This is a genomic window from Caulobacter sp. Root1472 (assembly GCF_001426985.1).
GTDB classification, from domain to species: Bacteria; Pseudomonadota; Alphaproteobacteria; order Caulobacterales; family Caulobacteraceae; genus Caulobacter; species Caulobacter rhizosphaerae.
This window is the reverse complement of sequence record NZ_LMFX01000001.1, coordinates 24,808-40,149: the sequence shown is the minus strand read 5'-3', so window position 1 is coordinate 40,149 and position 15,342 is coordinate 24,808. Positions and strand designations below refer to the sequence as shown.

At 68.9% G+C, this 15,342-nt stretch carries 13 protein-coding genes; 5 read left to right on the top strand and 8 right to left on the bottom strand.

Translation table 11 applies throughout. The features are described from left to right. Positions 1-37 precede the first annotated feature (37 nt). On the top strand, positions 38-1,669 hold the full coding sequence (locus ASD47_RS00170) for an ATP-binding protein (protein ID WP_235525699.1): 1,632 nt from the start codon (positions 38-40) through the stop codon (positions 1,667-1,669). Positions 1,670-1,672: 3 nt separating this feature from the next. On the opposite strand, the gene glyS is transcribed toward ASD47_RS00170, so the two are convergent. The 4 genes from glyS to ASD47_RS00150 form a co-directional block, all read right to left on the bottom strand. After that, complete coding sequence (gene glyS / locus ASD47_RS00165; RefSeq protein ID WP_056749951.1) at positions 1,673-3,868, bottom strand: glycine--tRNA ligase subunit beta; 2,196 nt, start codon at positions 3,866-3,868, stop codon at positions 1,673-1,675. An 8-nt stretch (positions 3,869-3,876) separates the two neighbouring features. After that, positions 3,877-4,776, bottom strand: a complete 900-nt coding sequence (locus ASD47_RS00160) for a glycine--tRNA ligase subunit alpha (RefSeq protein WP_156402083.1) — start codon at positions 4,774-4,776, stop codon at positions 3,877-3,879. Positions 4,777-4,860: 84 nt separating this feature from the next. Then, positions 4,861-5,259, bottom strand: a complete 399-nt coding sequence (locus ASD47_RS00155; protein WP_056749933.1) for a hypothetical protein — start codon at positions 5,257-5,259, stop codon at positions 4,861-4,863. Positions 5,260-5,343: 84 nt separating this feature from the next. After that, positions 5,344-5,694: a DMT family protein gene (locus tag ASD47_RS00150; RefSeq protein WP_056749931.1), complete on the bottom strand. Its 351-nt coding sequence runs from the start codon at positions 5,692-5,694 to the stop codon at positions 5,344-5,346. A gap of 321 nt (positions 5,695-6,015) precedes the next feature. On the opposite strand from ASD47_RS00150, the gene ASD47_RS00145 reads away from it, so the two are divergent. Beyond that, complete coding sequence (locus tag ASD47_RS00145) at positions 6,016-6,354, top strand: P-II family nitrogen regulator (RefSeq protein WP_007665036.1); 339 nt, start codon at positions 6,016-6,018, stop codon at positions 6,352-6,354. Between the two features lie 26 nt (positions 6,355-6,380). Then, complete coding sequence (locus ASD47_RS00140) at positions 6,381-7,910, top strand: ammonium transporter (protein WP_056749930.1); 1,530 nt, start codon at positions 6,381-6,383, stop codon at positions 7,908-7,910. A gap of 92 nt (positions 7,911-8,002) precedes the next feature. Here the strand turns inward: ASD47_RS00140 and ASD47_RS00135 are convergent, their stop codons facing one another. The 4 genes from ASD47_RS00135 to ASD47_RS00120 form a co-directional block, all read right to left on the bottom strand. After that, the gene (locus ASD47_RS00135; protein WP_056749929.1) at positions 8,003-8,248 is read right to left on the bottom strand and encodes a hypothetical protein; all 246 of its coding nucleotides are present in this window, start codon (positions 8,246-8,248) and stop codon (positions 8,003-8,005) included. Then, positions 8,245-9,129: a 4-(cytidine 5'-diphospho)-2-C-methyl-D-erythritol kinase gene (locus tag ASD47_RS00130; protein WP_056749927.1), complete on the bottom strand. Its 885-nt coding sequence runs from the start codon at positions 9,127-9,129 to the stop codon at positions 8,245-8,247. Before ASD47_RS00130 ends, ASD47_RS00135 begins: the two co-directional genes overlap by 4 nt. Positions 9,130-9,164: 35 nt before the next feature. Continuing rightward, positions 9,165-10,898, bottom strand: a complete 1,734-nt coding sequence (locus ASD47_RS00125) for a tetratricopeptide repeat protein (RefSeq protein WP_056749920.1) — start codon at positions 10,896-10,898, stop codon at positions 9,165-9,167. Positions 10,899-10,997: 99 nt separating this feature from the next. Further along, positions 10,998-12,671 carry an electron transfer flavoprotein-ubiquinone oxidoreductase gene (locus tag ASD47_RS00120; RefSeq protein ID WP_056749918.1) on the bottom strand — a complete coding sequence of 558 codons (1,674 nt, stop codon included), beginning with the start codon at positions 12,669-12,671 and terminating at the stop codon, positions 10,998-11,000. 163 nt (positions 12,672-12,834) lie between these two features. Between ASD47_RS00120 and ASD47_RS00115 the strand changes: the two genes are divergently transcribed. Both ASD47_RS00115 and ASD47_RS00110 read left to right on the top strand, forming a co-directional pair. Further along, a complete protein-coding gene (locus ASD47_RS00115; protein ID WP_056749915.1) occupies positions 12,835-13,656 on the top strand; it encodes a uracil-DNA glycosylase in 822 nt (273 codons plus the stop codon). A gap of 144 nt (positions 13,657-13,800) precedes the next feature. Continuing rightward, positions 13,801-15,291 carry a lytic transglycosylase domain-containing protein gene (locus ASD47_RS00110; RefSeq protein ID WP_235525697.1) on the top strand — a complete coding sequence of 497 codons (1,491 nt, stop codon included), beginning with the start codon at positions 13,801-13,803 and terminating at the stop codon, positions 15,289-15,291. Positions 15,292-15,342: the final 51 nt, after the last annotated feature.

Sequence of the window (15,342 nt, the reverse complement as noted above, 5' to 3'; positions counted from 1 at the left end):
CATGACGTGGCTCAACCCCTCCTCCGTGACGCGCGGCGTGAGATCCCTGCATTGGATCGTCGGCGCGACCATCGTCCTGGTCGCCGTCTCGGTGCTGGGCAGCATCGCCCTGATGCTGTTCGCGGCCCAGTCGCTGGACCGCCTGGAGAGCCAGGACGAGCGTGAGCTGGTCCAGCGCACGGTGCAGCGCGACCTGCAGCGCATGGCCCGCGAGCTGACCTCGGCGACGGTCTGGGACGACGCCGCCAAGGCCATGGGCCCGCCGGTCGACATGGCCTGGGCCGACGTCAATTTCGGCGAGTACTATCACCAGTATTTCCAGCATGACCTGACCTTCGTGGTCCGCGACGGCCAAGTGATCTACGGCTCGCTGGCCGGCGCCCGGGTGTCGGCCAGCGCCCTGGGCGCGCTGCCGGGCGACGCCGCGCCGTTGGTCAACCGCGTCCTCGCCAAGGCCACGGCCGCGCACCGGGCCGAGCGTTTCAGCCTCGAGGGCTCCACCACCGACTCGGGCCTGGTGCGTTCGGGTGACGAGATCTACCTGGTGGTCGCCGCCGACGTGATCGCCGAGACCGCGCCGTTGGCGGCGCGACAACGAGCGGTCCCGCCCTCGATCGCGGTCACCGTCCGCCGGGTCAGCACGGCCTATACCCGCGGCCTGCAGAAGGACCTGGGCATCGACGGCCTCGTCCTGGTCGCCGAAAGCAAGTCCAGCGACCACAGCGTGCCGTTGCACGACATCAACGGCCAGCCGATCGGCGGCTTCGCCTGGCCGGCGCGCGATCCGGGCATGTCGCTGCTCAAGGCCGGAGCCCCCTGGATCGCCCTGGTGTTCGCGGCCCTGTTCGTCGCCGCCTTCATCCTGTTCCTGCGCGTCACCGACGCCCTGAACAAGCTGGCCGCCGGCCGCCGCGCCCTGATCGCGGCCAAGGAGGAAGCCGAGGCCGCCAACGCCGCCAAGACCCAGTTCCTGGCCAATATGAGCCACGAGATCCGCACGCCGCTGAACGGCGTGCTGGGCATGACCCAGATCATGCAGGCCGAGCCGCTGCCGGACCGCCAGCGCGAGCGGCTGGACGTGATCCACCACTCAGGCCAGGCGCTGCTGGCCCTGCTGAACGACATCCTGGACATGGCGCGGCTGGAGGCCGGCGGCGTCCGGCTGCGGGCCGAGCCTTTCGACCTGACGATGCTGGTGGAGTCGACCTGCGCCCTGTTCTCGGGCGCGGCGGCCAACAAGGGGATCGCCCTGACCTTCGCGGTGGCGCCGGGCGGCGACGGCGCCTGGATCGGCGACCCGATCCGCCTGCGCCAGGTGCTGGGCAACCTGGTCGCCAACGCCGTCAAGTTCACCCACCAGGGCGCGGTGCGGATCGAGGCGAGCCCGTCCGAGACTGGCCTGCGGTTCGAGGTGCGCGACACCGGCGTCGGCATCGCGCCCGAGCACCGCCCGCGCCTGTTCAAGATCTTCTCCCAGGTCGACAGCTCCCTGACCCGCGCCCACGAGGGCTCGGGCCTGGGCCTGGCGATCAGCCACGAGGTGGTCACCCTGATGGGCGGGACGATCGGCGTCGACAGCACGCCCGGCGCCGGCTCGACCTTCCACTTCGACGTCCCGCTGCGCCGGGTGCGCAGCGAGCGGCCCACCCTGAGGGTGGTCGGGGGGTAACCCCTACCCGCCGATCAGCGAGAAGTCGGCGACCTGGCCCATGGCGTCGCGGACGGCGGCCAGGGTCTTGAGGCGGTTGTCGCGTTCGGCCGGAACCTCGGAATTGACGAACACCCCGTCCAGGAAGGCGTCGACCGGGCCGCGCAGGCCGGCCAACTCGCGCATGGCGGCGGTGAAGTCTTCCGCTTCCAGGGCCGAGGCCAGGGGCTTCTCGATCATCCGCAGGGCGTCGTGAAGTTGCACTTCCGGGGCCGAGGCGTCGGGCAGGATCTCGCGACCGCCCTCGGCTTTCCAGCCCTTCTTCTCCTCGGCCTTGAGGATGTTGGAGGCGCGCTTGTAGCCGGCCAGCAGGTTCTTGCCGTCGTCGGTCTTGAGGAACCCGTCCAGAGCCTCCACCCGGGCGACGATGCGCACCAAGTCGTCGTCGCCGAGCGCGAACACGGCGTCCACGAGGTCGTGGCGCTTGCCTTGATCCTTGAGGAGAACCTTCAGGCGGTCCTCGAAGAACGCGCCGAACGCCTCACCGAGCTTCAGACCGCTCCAGCGAGCGTTGACCTTGTTCATCAGAACTTGGAGCTGTTCCTCCGAAAGAGCAGCTACGACCCTCTGGGCAACCCCGGCCTTCAGCAGGCCAAACTGCGCCTGAGAGTCCTTGTTCACTCCTCGAAGGAATTCCTGCATTTCGAGTTCTCGCACCGCCGTTCGTGCGATCGAAAATAGTGAAATGCGAAGGTTATTCTGGAGGACCGTACGGACAATGCCTAACGCCGCTCGGCGCAGCGCATAAGGGTCCTTCGACCCCGTGGGCTTCTCGTCGATGGCAAAAAAGCCAACCAGGGTATCAAGCTTGTCGGCAAGGGCCACAGTTACGCTGAGCGGCGCGGTGGGCACAACATCGGATGGGCCTTGCGGCCTGTAGTGATCGCGGATGGCATCGGCGATGTCGTCGCTCATTCCAGCGGCCCGCGCGTAGTAGCCACCCATCAAACCCTGGAGCTCAGGGAATTCGCCAACCATCTGCGAGGCTAGATCTGCCTTCGCCAAGCGCGCAGCCTCGATGGCCTTTCTCGGATCTGCACCGACCAGAGGCGCAATCTCATAAGCCAGAGCAACGATACGCTCGACACGCTCAGCCATGGTTCCAAGTTTGGCGTGGAAGGTGACACCATCCAATTTGTCTAGCCACGGCTCGAAGCCGACCTTGACGTCCTCGTCCCAGAAGAACCGGGCGTCGGACAGGCGCGAGCTCAGCACCTTGGCGTTGCCGCTGGCGATCACGGCGCCGCCGTCGGCCGACTGCACATTGGCGATGGTGATGAAGTGCGGGGCCAGGCCCTCCCCGTCCGGCTTACGCACGGCGAAGTACTTCTGGTGGGTGCGCATCGAGGTGCGGATCACCTCGCCCGGGAGGTCCAGGAACGCCGGGTCCATGTCGCCCAGCACCGGGGTCGGCCATTCGGCCAAGCCCGCGACTTCTTCCAGCAGGCCGATGTCGTCGACCAGCTCCAGGTTCCGCGCGAAGCACAGGGTCTTGCAGCCTTCCAGGATGCGCGCCTTGCGCTCCTCGACATCCAGCACCACGAAGTGCTCGAGCAGCCCCTTGGCGTATTCGTCGAAGTCGCGCGCCTTGAACGGTTGCCCGCCCCAGCCGTAGCCGACGCGCATAAAGCGGTGGCCCTCGGTGACGTCGCCGGCCTCGATCCCCTCGATGGTGAACGGCACGACCTCGCGGTCGAAAACGCACAGGATGCGCTTCAGCGGCCGCACCCAGCGCAGCTTGCTGGTCCCCCAGGTCATCGACTTGGGCCACGGGAAGCCGCGGATGATCGCCTCGACCATCTCGGCGACGATCTGCGTGGTCGGGCGGCCCTTCTTGTCGAGGAACGCCATCCAGACGCCGTCGCGCTCGACCAGCTGGTCCTGGGTCAGGCCCGCCTTGCGTAGGAAGCCTTCCATGGCCTGAGGCGGGGCGCCGACGCGGGGGCCCTTCAGCTCTTCCTTGCGGTCGGCCTGGGCGATGGGCAGCCCCTCGACCACCAGGGTCAGGCGGCGCGGGCCGGCGAAGGTCTTCAGGGCCTCGGGCAGGAAGCCGGCCGCGGCCAGGTGTTCGCGCGCCATGCGTTCCAGGTCGCGCGCGGCGCCCGCCTGCATGCGGGCGGGGATCTCTTCGGAGAACAGTTCGAGAAGCAGTTGGGGCATGACTTTACTTACGCGGCTTCCTGCTGTTCGACCCAGGCGCTGGCGCACAGCTTGCAGAGGTCGCGGATGCGGCCGATGTAGCTGGCGCGCTCGGCCACGGCGATCGCGCCGCGGGCGTTCATCAGGTTGAACAGGTGGCTGGCCTTGAGGACCATGTCGTAGGCGGGCAGCACCAGGGACTTGCCCTGGTAGGAACGGGCCAGCATCAGCGGCACCTGCTGCTCCATGTCCTCGAACTGGCGCTTGAGCACGGCGACATCATAGCCGTGGAAGTTGGCCTCGGACTGCTGGCGCTCGTTCTCCAGGAACACGTCGCCATAGGTCAGGTGGCCCAGCGGGGCCTCGGGATCGTTGAACGGCAGGTCGTAGACGTTGTCGACGCCGAACACGTACATGGCCAGACGCTCCAGGCCATAGGTCAGCTCGCCGGCCACCGGCGAAACGTCCAGGCCGCCGACCTGCTGGAAGTAGGTGTACTGGCTGACCTCCATGCCGTCGCACCAGACTTCCCAGCCCAGGCCCCAGGCCCCGACGGTGGGGTTCTCCCAGTCGTCCTCGACGAAGCGGATGTCGTGGGTGCGCAGGTCCAGGCCGATGGCTTCCAGCGACCCCAGATAGAGGTCCTGCATGTTCGGCGGGTTCGGCTTCAGGATCACCTGGTACTGGTAATAGTGCTGCAGGCGGTTGGGGTTCTCGCCGTAGCGGCCGTCGCCCGGCCGGCGCGAGGGCTGAACATAGGCCGCGTTCCAGGGCTTGGGACCCAGGGCGCGCAGCACCGTGGCCGGGTGCAGGGTCCCCGCCCCCACCTCGACGTCGTGCGGCTGCAGGATCACGCAGCCCTGGGCGCTCCAATAGTCGTGGAGCGTCAGGATCAGGTCTTGGAAGGACTTGGGTTTGGAAGACATCAGGGTCCGAACAGGGCCAGAAAAAAGTCGGCGGACCATAGGGCCCGCCGACTGGCGCTTCAAGCAATGTTGGACCGCTGGAACGGCTTAGTTGCCCTTGGCCGCGGTGCGCTTGCCGGCGTGCGACAGCGGCGCGCCGTAGAGCTTGCGGTTTTCCGGGGTGTCGGCGACCGGCGGGTTGGAGGTGACGTTGGCGTCGCCGGCCTTCAGGCCCGCCTGCGCCTCGGCCGGCATCGACGAGACGCGGCCGGCGGTGTCGGTGGCCGTGCCGGTCGGGGCCGCCATTGAGGTGGCCGGGTCGGTCGGCGTCGTCGTGGCCGCGGACGGGTCGGCGGGCAGGGTCTGGTCGGCCGGCGCGGCGGCGGTCGGATCCGGGTTCACCGGGGCCCCCGTCTCCGGCGTGGCCTGGGGGGCCGTCGATTGGGCCATGGCCGCGCCGGACAGCAGCGCCAGGGCGGCGGCGGCGGTAACGATACGCACAAGCATGGGGCTGATCCTTATCGAGGAATACAGCCACAACAGCGTCTAGGCCTTGGACTCCGTTGCGCGGCTCACGGGGTCGTGAACGCGTTACTTGAAGAACATCACGATCGCCACGCCCACGAAGATGAAGCCGAACCCGACCAGGGTCTTCCAGCTGATCTCCTCGCCCAGGTAGAAAATCGAGAACAGCGTGAAGACGACCAGGGTGATCGCCTCCTGGCCGGTCTTCAGCTGGGCGGTCGTGTAGACGCTGTGGCCCAGGCGGTTGGCCGGTACCGCCAGCAAGTATTCGGGCAAGGCGATCAACCAACTGGTGAAGATGGCGACCAGCATTGTCGTCGCGCGGTTCTTCAGGTGACCGTACCAGGCGAAGGTCATGAAGACGTTCGACGCAATCAAAAGGCACCAGGGCGCGATTTTCAACCAGACGGAAGGCATGGGCGGCGCAAACTCCGGATCGCAACGCAAGAGCGGTAATTGTATGCGCTTGGCGACAAGCTAGGCCACCCTGCCGTTCGAACGGCAAAATGCCGCCTTTCCGAGCACCCACGGTCGTCGATGCGCAAATATTGGGCGCCTAGTCCCTTTCGTTTCCAATTCCCTACCACGCGACAGTCATGTGGGAAGCGCGACCGATAGCGTGAAGACGCCGGGGAAACGACGCGGGCCGACGAGCCTGGGTCGCGGTGCGAGTGAGCAACGCGCTCTAAAGCCAATTCAAAGGGGAGCCCGCTCAGTCGGCGGGTCGGAGCAGGACGGATGAAACTGATCATAGCGATCGTCAAACCCTTCAAGCTCGACGAGGTCCGCGAGGCCCTCGTCGCCGCCGGCGTCGAAGGTCTGACGGTGTCGGAAGTCAAGGGCTACGGCCGTCAGAAGGGCCAGACCGAAATCTATCGCGGCGCCGAGTACCAGGTGAACTTCGTGCCGAAGGTGAAGCTGGAAGCCGTGGTCGACGACGCATCGGCGGCCAAGGCGGTCGAGGCGGTCAAGGCCGCGGCGGCCACGGGCAAGATCGGCGACGGCAAGATCTTCGTCCTCAATGTCGAGGAAGCCGTTCGCATCCGGACCGGCGAAACCGGCCCGGCTGCTTTGTAATCCGTCGGGGAAAAGGGGATACCAACGTGAGATTGAACTTCAAACCGCTGGCCGGGCTGATGCTCGCCGCGACCTTGGCGGGGGCCCCGCTGGGCGCCGTCGCCTTCGCCCAGGACACGGCGGCCCCGGCCGCCGCCGCCCCGGCCGCGGCCACGCCCGCCCCCGCCGCGACGCCCGCCGCCGCTCCGGCTCCCGCCGCCGCGCCGGCGGCCATCGTCGACAAGATGGACAAGGGCGACAACGCCTGGATGCTGGTCTCGTCCCTGCTGGTCCTGCTGATGATCATCCCGGGCCTGGCCCTGTTCTACGGCGGTCTGGTCCGCTCCAAGAACATGCTGTCGGTGATGATGCAGGTTTCGACCGTCGCCATCATCGGCATCGTCGCCTGGGTGCTGTGGGGCTACAGCTTCGCCTTCACCGACGGCGGCGGCGCGGACACCTTCGTCGGCGGCCTCAGCCGTCTGTTCCTGAACGGCGTCACCCCGTCGAGCGTGGTCGCCACGTTCTCGACCGGCGTCGTCATCCCCGAACTGACCTTCATCGTCTTCCAATCGACCTTCGCCGCGATCACCGCCGCCCTGGTCGTCGGTTCGCTGGTGGAGCGCTTCAAGTTCTCGGCCGCCGTGGTGTTCGCCATCCTGTGGCCCCTGCTCTCCTACTATCCGATCGCCCACATGGTGTGGTGGTGGCCGGGTCCTGACGCCATCGCCCTGCACCCGGCCGACCCGATCAAGGCTGGCCTGAGCTGGAGCTTCGGCGCCCTCGACTTCGCCGGCGGCACCGTGGTGCACATCAACGCCGGCATCGCCGCCCTGGTCGGCGCGATCATCCTGGGCAAGCGCCAGGGCTACGGCAAGGAGCCGATGCCTCCGCACTCGCTGACCCTGACCCTGGTCGGCGCCGGCCTGCTGTGGGTGGGCTGGTTCGGCTTCAACGCCGGTTCGAACCTGGAAGCCAACGGCTACGCCTCGCTGGCGATGATCAACACCTTCGTCGCCACCGCCGCCGCCGGCCTGTCCTGGATCGTCGTCGAGTGGATCACCCGCAAGAAGCCGTCGGCCCTGGGCCTGGCTTCGGGCATCGTGGCCGGCCTGGTCGCCGTCACCCCCGCCGCCGGTTTCGCCGGCCCGATGGGTGCGCTGATCCTCGGCCTGGTCGTCTCGCCGATCTGCATCTTCTTCTGCTCGGTCGTGAAGAACGCGCTGAAGTACGACGACAGCCTGGACGCCTTCGGCATCCACGGCATCGGCGGCATCGTCGGCGCCATCGGCACCGGCCTGCTGGTCAATCCCAAGTGGGGCGGCGCCGGCGTGGTCGACTACGCCAGCTGCGCCAAGGACGGCGACATCTCGACCTGCGACACGGCCGTCTACAGCCTGGCCACCCAGGTGATGGCCCAGGTCAAGGCCGTCGGCGTGACCATCATCTGGTCGGCCATCGCCTCGGCGATCGTGTTCTTCCTGATCAAGCTGGTGATCGGCCTGAAGGCCTCGCCGGAATCCGAGGAAGAAGGCCTGGACATCTCCGAGCACGGGGAACGCGCCTACCACAGCTAAGGCTGGGGTCAGGTTCGGTCCAAAAGGAAGGGCCCGGAAGCTTCGGCTTCCGGGCCTTTTTCTTTGTTTCAGGCCCGGGAACGTTATCGACGTCAGGCCAGTCGCCGTTGCACCTCGGCAAGGACTGGATCCGGGGCTTCGATCGAAAAGCCCATATAGGTTTCGGTCTCCAGCCTGATGACCTGCCCTTCCAGGTCCCAGACCTGCACGCCCAACTCCTGCGATCCGGCCACGCCGCCGAACCTGTCGACCAGGCGGGCGCCCATGGCCTTGAGGGCGCTGACGGTCCGGCCGACTAGCGCACGGTCCCACTCGTCGCCCAGCACGACCACGGTCACGCGAACGGCCCGCCCAGCCGGCAGCGCTTGACCCACCAGTCGGGCCGCATCCGCTCGATCCGTTCGGCCAGGCCCTCGGCCTCGATATCGCCGGCGCACAGGGCGAAGCAGGTGGCGCCGGAGCCGGACATCCGGGCCAGCAGCGTCTCGGGCTCGCCGGTCAGCAGGTCCAGCACTTGGCCGATCCGCAGCTCCAGCGCCACGGCGGGGGCTTGCAGGTCGTTGCGGGTGAAGGCCGCCAGCCAGGCGCAGACCTCTTCGACACTGGCCAGCCCGTCCAGTAGCGGCGGCAGGGCCTCGCCCTCGGGCGCCACGGCCGCGTCATAGGCGCGATAGACGGCGCCGGTCGGCGACGGGACCAGCGGATTGACCAGCACGGCGTGCAGCTCCGGCAGGGCCGGCGCGGGCGACAGGCGCTCTCCCCGGCCCTGGGCCATCACCGGCGCGCCCCACAGGCAGGCCGCGCCATCCGCGCCCAGGCTCGCGGCGACGGCTTCCAGGTCCGCGTCGGACAGGTCGGACGCCAGGCCCTGGCGCAGCAGCCTCAGGGCCGCCCCGGCGTCGCTGGAGCCCCCGCCCAGGCCCGCGGCGATCGGCAGGGCCTTGTCGAGAACCAGGCGAAACGGCGGGACCGGCCCGCCCAGCCGGGCGTGAAGCGCCTGGGTCGCCCGCACGACCAGATTGTCGTCGCCCGGCGGGATCTCGCCGCCGAACCGGCCTGTCGTCGCGAAGCTGGGCGCGTCGGCCGCCTGCAGCGTGACCCGGTCGCCGACGTCGGCGAACAGCATCAGGCTGGAGATCGGATGATAGCCCTCGGCGTCGGGTCCGCCGACATGCAGGAACAGATTGACCTTGGCCGGGGCGAAGGCGTCGAGGCGCATGGCTTACCCTTGCAGGGAGATTAGACTGGAGAGCCCTAGCCCGCCTTGGCCACCGAGGTCGAGGCCGCCGGACCGTTCGGGCCCAGGCCGTCCTTCAACTTGGCCTCGGCCTCGGCCTTCTGCTTGGCGTCGGGCTCCAGGCTCAGCACGCGCTGCCACTGGTAGCGCGCCTCGACCCGCCGGCCGATGCGCCAGTAGGCGTCGCCCAGGTGGCCGTTGACGTCCGGATCGCCCGGTTCCAGCTCGACGGCCTGCTCCAGCTTGGCCACGGCGGTCTTGTAGTCGCCCTGGCGGTAGTAGCCCCAGCCCAGGGAGTCGAGCATGGCCCCCGACTGCGGGCGCGCGTCGACCGCCTTCTGGACCATGACGATGGCTTCGGGCAGGCGCACCCCGCGGTCGATCCACGAATAGCCCAGATAGTTCAGCAGGTCCGGCTCGTCCGGGCTGAGCTTGACCGCCGTCAGCAGGTCGCGCTCGGCGTCGTTCCAGCGTCCGGCCCGCTCCAGGGCGATGCCGCGCATGTAGAGCAGGCGCCAGTCCGGCTTGTCGCCCTGGCTGGCGATCAGCGGATCCAAGGCGACGGCCGACTCGGCCCACCGCTCGTTTGCGCGCAACAGGTCGGCATAGGCGATCTGGGCGTCGCGATCCTTGGGGGCGGCGACGGCGGCCTGCTGAGCCAGGGCCACGGCTTTGTCCTTTTCGCCGGCCGTCTGGTAGCTCCAGGCTAGCTTGGACTGGGCCGCCACGTAGCGGGTCGAGGTCGGCGCCACCTTGGCGTAGGCCTCGCGCGCGCCGGGCTGGTCGTCGTCCTGGGCCAGCAGGTCGCCGACCAGCAGCCAGGCGTCGTCGCGCTTGGGGTCCAGCCGCAACGCCAGGCGCAGATAGGCCAGGCCGAACTGGCTCTGGCGCTCGCTGGCGAAGCTGGCGGCGCAGGCGACCAGCATATGGGCCGCGCCCTGTTTCTCGGTCGGCATGGCCGGCGCGGAACCGCGCGCGGCCGCACGGGCGCGGGCCTTCTGCAGGCCCTGGTCGTCCGGATCGCGGGCCAGAGCCTGATCGTATAGCGCCACGGCGTCGGCATGGCGCTTGCGACGCTCCAGGAACGCGCCGTAATCCTCGACGAACAAGCCCCGGGCGTTCTCGATCGCCATCAGCGCCTTGTAGTCGGTCTCGGCCTCGTCATAGCGCTTGGCGCGCTCGTAGAGCCGCGCCTGGCTCAGCTGGCCGAAATACTGCACGAACCGGTCGCCCTGCAGTTCCGGACGCACCACCGCGCCATTGTTGTCGCCCGCCGCGGCCGCCAGCCAGGGCGCCAGCAGCACGGCGGCCGGACGGTGGGGAAAGCCCAGGGTCTCGGTCTTCAGCAGGGCCTGGGCGTCGCGCCCCTTGCCGTCGGCCAGCAGCTCGACCACCCGGGTCAGAACGCCCAGGCGGCGCACCTGTTCGTTGGCGTCGGTTCCGCGAGGGGCGATGGCGGCGGCGCGCGGCACGTCGCCGGCCAGCAGGGCGGCGGTGAAGGCGCGTTCGGCCAGGACGCCCGGATCCTCGTCCAGCTGGCGCGCCTCGTCGAAATAGGTCGCGGCCTCGCTGTTCGACCCGTTCTGCAAGGCCGCCTGCCCGGCCAGGAACTGGCCGTAGGCCGAGCGGCTGGAGCCCCAGCCGGAGTCCATGGCGACCTTGCCGCGAAGGTCGGGGCCAGGGGCGGTGGCGGCGCAGGCGGTCAGGGCCGAGGCCGAAACAAGGGCGAGAAGCAGCTGGATACGCGTCATGTCCGCACCCTCATCGGTTTCCGGGCGCGCCGCAACAAAAAGGCGCGGTCCGAGAGTTCGGACCGCGCCCTGCGGCTTTCAAGGGGCCTTTGGAGGTCGCTACATGTTCGGATAGTTCGGCCCGCCGCCGCCCTCGGGGGTGGTCCAGACGATGTTCTGCGACGGATCCTTGATGTCGCAGGTTTTGCAGTGGACGCAGTTCTGGGCGTTGATCTGGAAGCGCGGATCCTGGCCCTGCTCGTTATACAGCACCTCGTAGACGCCCGCCGGGCAGTAGAGCCGGGCCGGTTCGCCGTACTTGGGCAGGTTCACCGTGATCGGGACGCTGAGGTCCTTCAGCTTCAGGTGGGCCGGCTGGTCCTCTTCGTGGTTGGTGGCCGAGATGAACACCGAGCTCAGCTTGTCGAAGCTGATCACGCCGTCGGGCTTGGGATAGACCAGCGGCTTGTAGTCCTTGGCCAAGCCCGTGGATTCGGCGTCGGTCTTGTCGTGCTTCATCGTGCCGAAGAACGAGAAGCCGCCGAACAGGTGCGTGCACCACATGTCGAACATGCCGAGCGCCCCGCCCAGGGCTGTGCCGAACTTGCCCAGAAGCGGCTTGGCGTTGCGGACGACCTTCAGCTCCTTGGCCACCCACGACTTTTCGTAGAGGTCCTGGTAGGCGGTGAGCTCGTCGCCGGCGCGACCGGCGGCCAGGGCCTCGAAGGCGGCGTCGGCGGCCAGCATGCCGGTCTTGACCGCGTTGTGGCTGCCCTTGATGCGCGGCACGTTGACGAAGCCGGCCGAGCAGCCGATCAGCGCCCCGCCCGGGAAGGTCAGCTTCGGCACCGACTGGTAGCCGCCCTCGGTGATGGCCCGCGCGCCGTAGGCGATGCGCTTGCCGCCCTCCAGGTGCGGCTTGACGGCCGGATGGTGCTTGAAGCGCTGGAACTCGTCGAACGGCGACAGCCAGGGGTTCTTGTAGTTCAGGTGCACCACATAGCCGATGGCCACGTAATTGTCCCCGAAGTGGTACATGAAGCTGCCGCCGCCGGTCTGGTTGTCCAACGGCCAGCCGGTGGTGTGCTCGGCCAGGCCCGGCTGGTGCTTTTCGGGCGGTACCTGCCACAGCTCCTTGATGCCGATGCCGAACTTCTGCGGCGACTTGCCGGCCGACAGGTCGAACTTGGCGATCAGTTGCTTGGCCAGCGAGCCGCGCACGCCCTCGGCGATGAACACATACTTGCCGTGCAGTTCCATGCCGGGGTTGTAGTCGGGCTTGTGGTGGCCGTCCTTGGCCACGCCCACGATCCCCACCACGACGCCCTTGACCGAACCGTCGTCGTTCCAGACCAGGTCCGACGCCGCGAAGCCCGGATAGATCTCGACGCCCAGTTCCTCGGCCTGGGCGGCCAGCCAGCGGCTGACATTGCCCAGCGAGGCGATGTAGCAGCCGTGGTTGTGCATGAACGGCGGCATGGCGAACATCGGCAAGGCCAGATCGCCCTGCGGGCCCAGCAGCCGGAAGACGTCCTTGGTGACGGGCGTCTCCAGCGGCGCGCCGCGTTCCTTCCAGTCGGGGAACAGCTCGGCCAGACCCTTGGGATCGATCACCGCGCCCGACAGGATGTGGGCGCCGACCTCCGAGCCCTTTTCCAGCACCGCCACCGACACTTCCGTCCCGGCCTTGGCGGCCAGTTGCTTGAGCCGGATGGCGGCCGACAGGCCCGCCGGTCCGCCGCCGACGATGACGACGTCGTATTCCATCGACTCGCGTTCGAGCGCTTCGCTCATGCCATCTCCCGCCCCGGGCGCACGCGGCCCGCGTTCTTGCTGTTTGAGTCGAAGCTTATCGTGAGGTGACGCGCCGGTGGTCAAGAATAAACGGATGTTTTTTGCTGCGATGCAGCGCGGTCAGGACGTGGCGACGCCCGGAACTTCGTACTAAGAGAAGCGCATGGAGCTCTCCGTCGATCCGCGCGCCGTGGAAAGCCTGCTCGCCTTCTGGGCCGATGCGGGCGTGGAGGCTTCGTACGCGGACGATCCGATCGACCGCCTGGCCGAGGGTGCGGCCCTGCTGCGGGCCCGCAAGGAAGCCCCCCCTCCGGCGGTGGCGGCTCCTGTCGCCGCGCCAGCCTTCGGACGCGGCCCCGACCTGGGCGCGGCCGTGGCCGAGGCCCGGGCCCTGGCCGCCGCCTGCGCCGACCTCCCCGCCCTGGCCGCCGCCATCGCCGCCTTCGACGGCTGCCCCCTGAAGACCCAGGGCGCCCGCCAGGCCGTGGTCTCGCGAGGCCCCGCCGACGCCCCGCTGATGATCATCGGCGAGGCCCCGGGCGCGGACGAGGACCTGCAGGGCGCGCCGTTCGTCGGCCGGGCCGGCCAACTTCTGGATCGCATGCTCAAGGCCGCCGGCGTGCTGGACCGCGCCTTCGTGACCAACACCGTCTTCTGGCGCCCGCCGGGCAACCGCACCCCCACCCCGCAGGAGCAGGCCGCCTGCGCGCCGTTCCTGGAGCGGGCGATTCAGTTGGTGCGGCCCAAGATCCTGCTGCTGGTCGGCGGCGCCTCGGCCAAGAGCCTGCTCAAGCGCGACGAGGGCATATTGTCGCTGCGCGGACGATGGTTCGAGTGGACCTCCAGCGACGGCCAAAGCGAGCTTCCGGCCTTGCCCACCTTGCATCCGGCGTTCCTGCTGCGTCAGCCCGCGGCCAAGAAGAAGGCCTGGACCGACATGCTTATGCTCAGCGAGAGGCTTGATCGTCCCGAGCGTCCCCACTAGAGATTTGGACGACCAGTTGGACACGGGACGCGTCGGGGAGCCTCATCGAGGCTAGGGCGCGCAAACGCATTGCAGCTTTTGGCTCGCCCTCTGGCCGTCTTGTCGGCCTTCGTACTCTGTCTTGCGGCCGCTTTCAGCGCCCCCATGAGCGCCCATGCGTCGGCGCTGGAACCGCTGTCCGAGGCCGACGCCCGCTTTTACCGCGCCGCCTTCGCCGCCGCCGACCACGGTGATTTCGACGCCGCCGAGGCCGCCCAGGCCAACGCCCGCGACAAGAGCCTCCGCGGCGCGCTGGACTTCGCGCGGATCATGCATCCGACCGCCTACGCGGCCAGCTATGACGAATTGAGCCAGTGGCTGGAGTCGTATGGCGACCAGGCCGGGGCCGAGCGGATCTACGCCCTGGCCGTCAAGCGCCGACCGGCCCGCGCCGCGGCCCCGAAAGCGCCGGTGCTGTTCGTGGCCGGCGCCAAGGCCCCTGCCTCCGGCGACCGCGGCCGCGCCGCCCGCGAGGCCTATTATTCCGGCGACGTGAAAAGGGCCCTGGCCCTGGCCCAGGCCGCGCGCGAACCCTGGATCGCCGGCCTCGCCGCCTTCCGCCTGGAGTCCTACGCCCAGGCCCGGACCTATTTCGAACAGGTCGCCAACGACCAAGGGCAGGACGAATGGCTGCGCTCGGCCGCCGCCTTCTGGGCCGCGCGATCGGCGGCGTCCGGCGGCCAGCCCGGCGACGTCGAGGACCTGCTCGGCCAGGCGGCCCGCGCGCCCAACACCTTCTACGGCATGATCGCCGCCCGCCAGCTGGCTCTGGCCGGCCAGGCCCTGGCCCAGGACGACCCGATCGCCGCCCTGCTGACCAAGGTCTCCTACGAAGGCCCCGACACGGCCTCCCTGGCGCGCCTGCTGGCCGCCGATCCCCGCGCCCGCCGCGCCGCCGCCCTGGCCCAGATCGGCCGCTGGGCCGAGGCCGGCCAGGAGCTGCGCGCCGGCCTGTCCTTGGCCAGCGATGATCCCAAGGCCCGCGGCGACTGGACCGATCTGGCCCTGGCCTTGAACGAGAAGGCGCCGCTGAACGCCGGCCGCGCGGTCAAGCGGGTCGGCGGCGAGGACTATCCCCTGCCCCCGCTGGAGCCCAAGGGTGGCTTCACGATCGACAAGGCCATGGTCTACGCCCTGGTGCGCCAGGAAAGCCGCTTCGACCCCTACGCCATGTCGGGGGCCGGGGCCGTGGGCCTGATGCAGTTGATGCCGGTGGCCGCCGCCCGCGCGGCCGGCGACGACAAGCTGCTGGCCGACACCAGCCCGCTGCTGGATCCCAGCTTCAACCTGCGGGTCGGCCAGGACTATTTCACCTGGTTGATGGACCGCGGCCTGCAGAGCCCCGACCTGTTCCGCGCCGTGGCGGCCTATAACGGCGGCCCGGGCACGCTGATCAAGACCCAGCAGCAGCTGGGCGGCGCCGACTGCGATCCGTTGCTGCTGATCGAGAGCCTGCCGGCCCAGGAAACCCGCAACTATGTCGAAAAGGTCATGGCCTCGTACTGGACCTATCGCAAGCTGATGGGCGCCGAGACCAAGACCCTGGACGCCGTGGCCAGCGGCGCCCGGGTGATCGATTTCCGGCTGGATCAGTAGCGTTTGAGGCCGCCGGGCCACGTCCCTCCAGCCTTCAGAGAAACACTTCGC

Excerpts from the sequence above, each read along its gene's own strand:
- glyS (WP_056749951.1), bottom strand. The coding sequence starts at position 3,868 with ATGCCCCAACTGCTTCTCGAACTGTTCTCCGAAGAGATCCCCGCCCGC.
- ASD47_RS00155 (WP_056749933.1), bottom strand. The coding sequence starts at position 5,259 with ATGCTTGTGCGTATCGTTACCGCCGCCGCCGCCCTGGCGCTGCTGTCC.
- ASD47_RS00150 (WP_056749931.1), bottom strand. The coding sequence starts at position 5,694 with ATGCCTTCCGTCTGGTTGAAAATCGCGCCCTGGTGCCTTTTGATTGCG.
- ASD47_RS00145 (WP_007665036.1), top strand. The coding sequence starts at position 6,016 with ATGAAACTGATCATAGCGATCGTCAAACCCTTCAAGCTCGACGAGGTC.
- ASD47_RS00130 (WP_056749927.1), bottom strand. The coding sequence starts at position 9,129 with ATGCGCCTCGACGCCTTCGCCCCGGCCAAGGTCAATCTGTTCCTGCAT.
- ASD47_RS00125 (WP_056749920.1), bottom strand. The coding sequence starts at position 10,898 with ATGACGCGTATCCAGCTGCTTCTCGCCCTTGTTTCGGCCTCGGCCCTG.
- ASD47_RS00120 (WP_056749918.1), bottom strand. The coding sequence starts at position 12,671 with ATGAGCGAAGCGCTCGAACGCGAGTCGATGGAATACGACGTCGTCATC.
- ASD47_RS00115 (WP_056749915.1), top strand. The coding sequence starts at position 12,835 with ATGGAGCTCTCCGTCGATCCGCGCGCCGTGGAAAGCCTGCTCGCCTTC.
- ASD47_RS00110 (WP_235525697.1), top strand. The coding sequence starts at position 13,801 with ATGAGCGCCCATGCGTCGGCGCTGGAACCGCTGTCCGAGGCCGACGCC.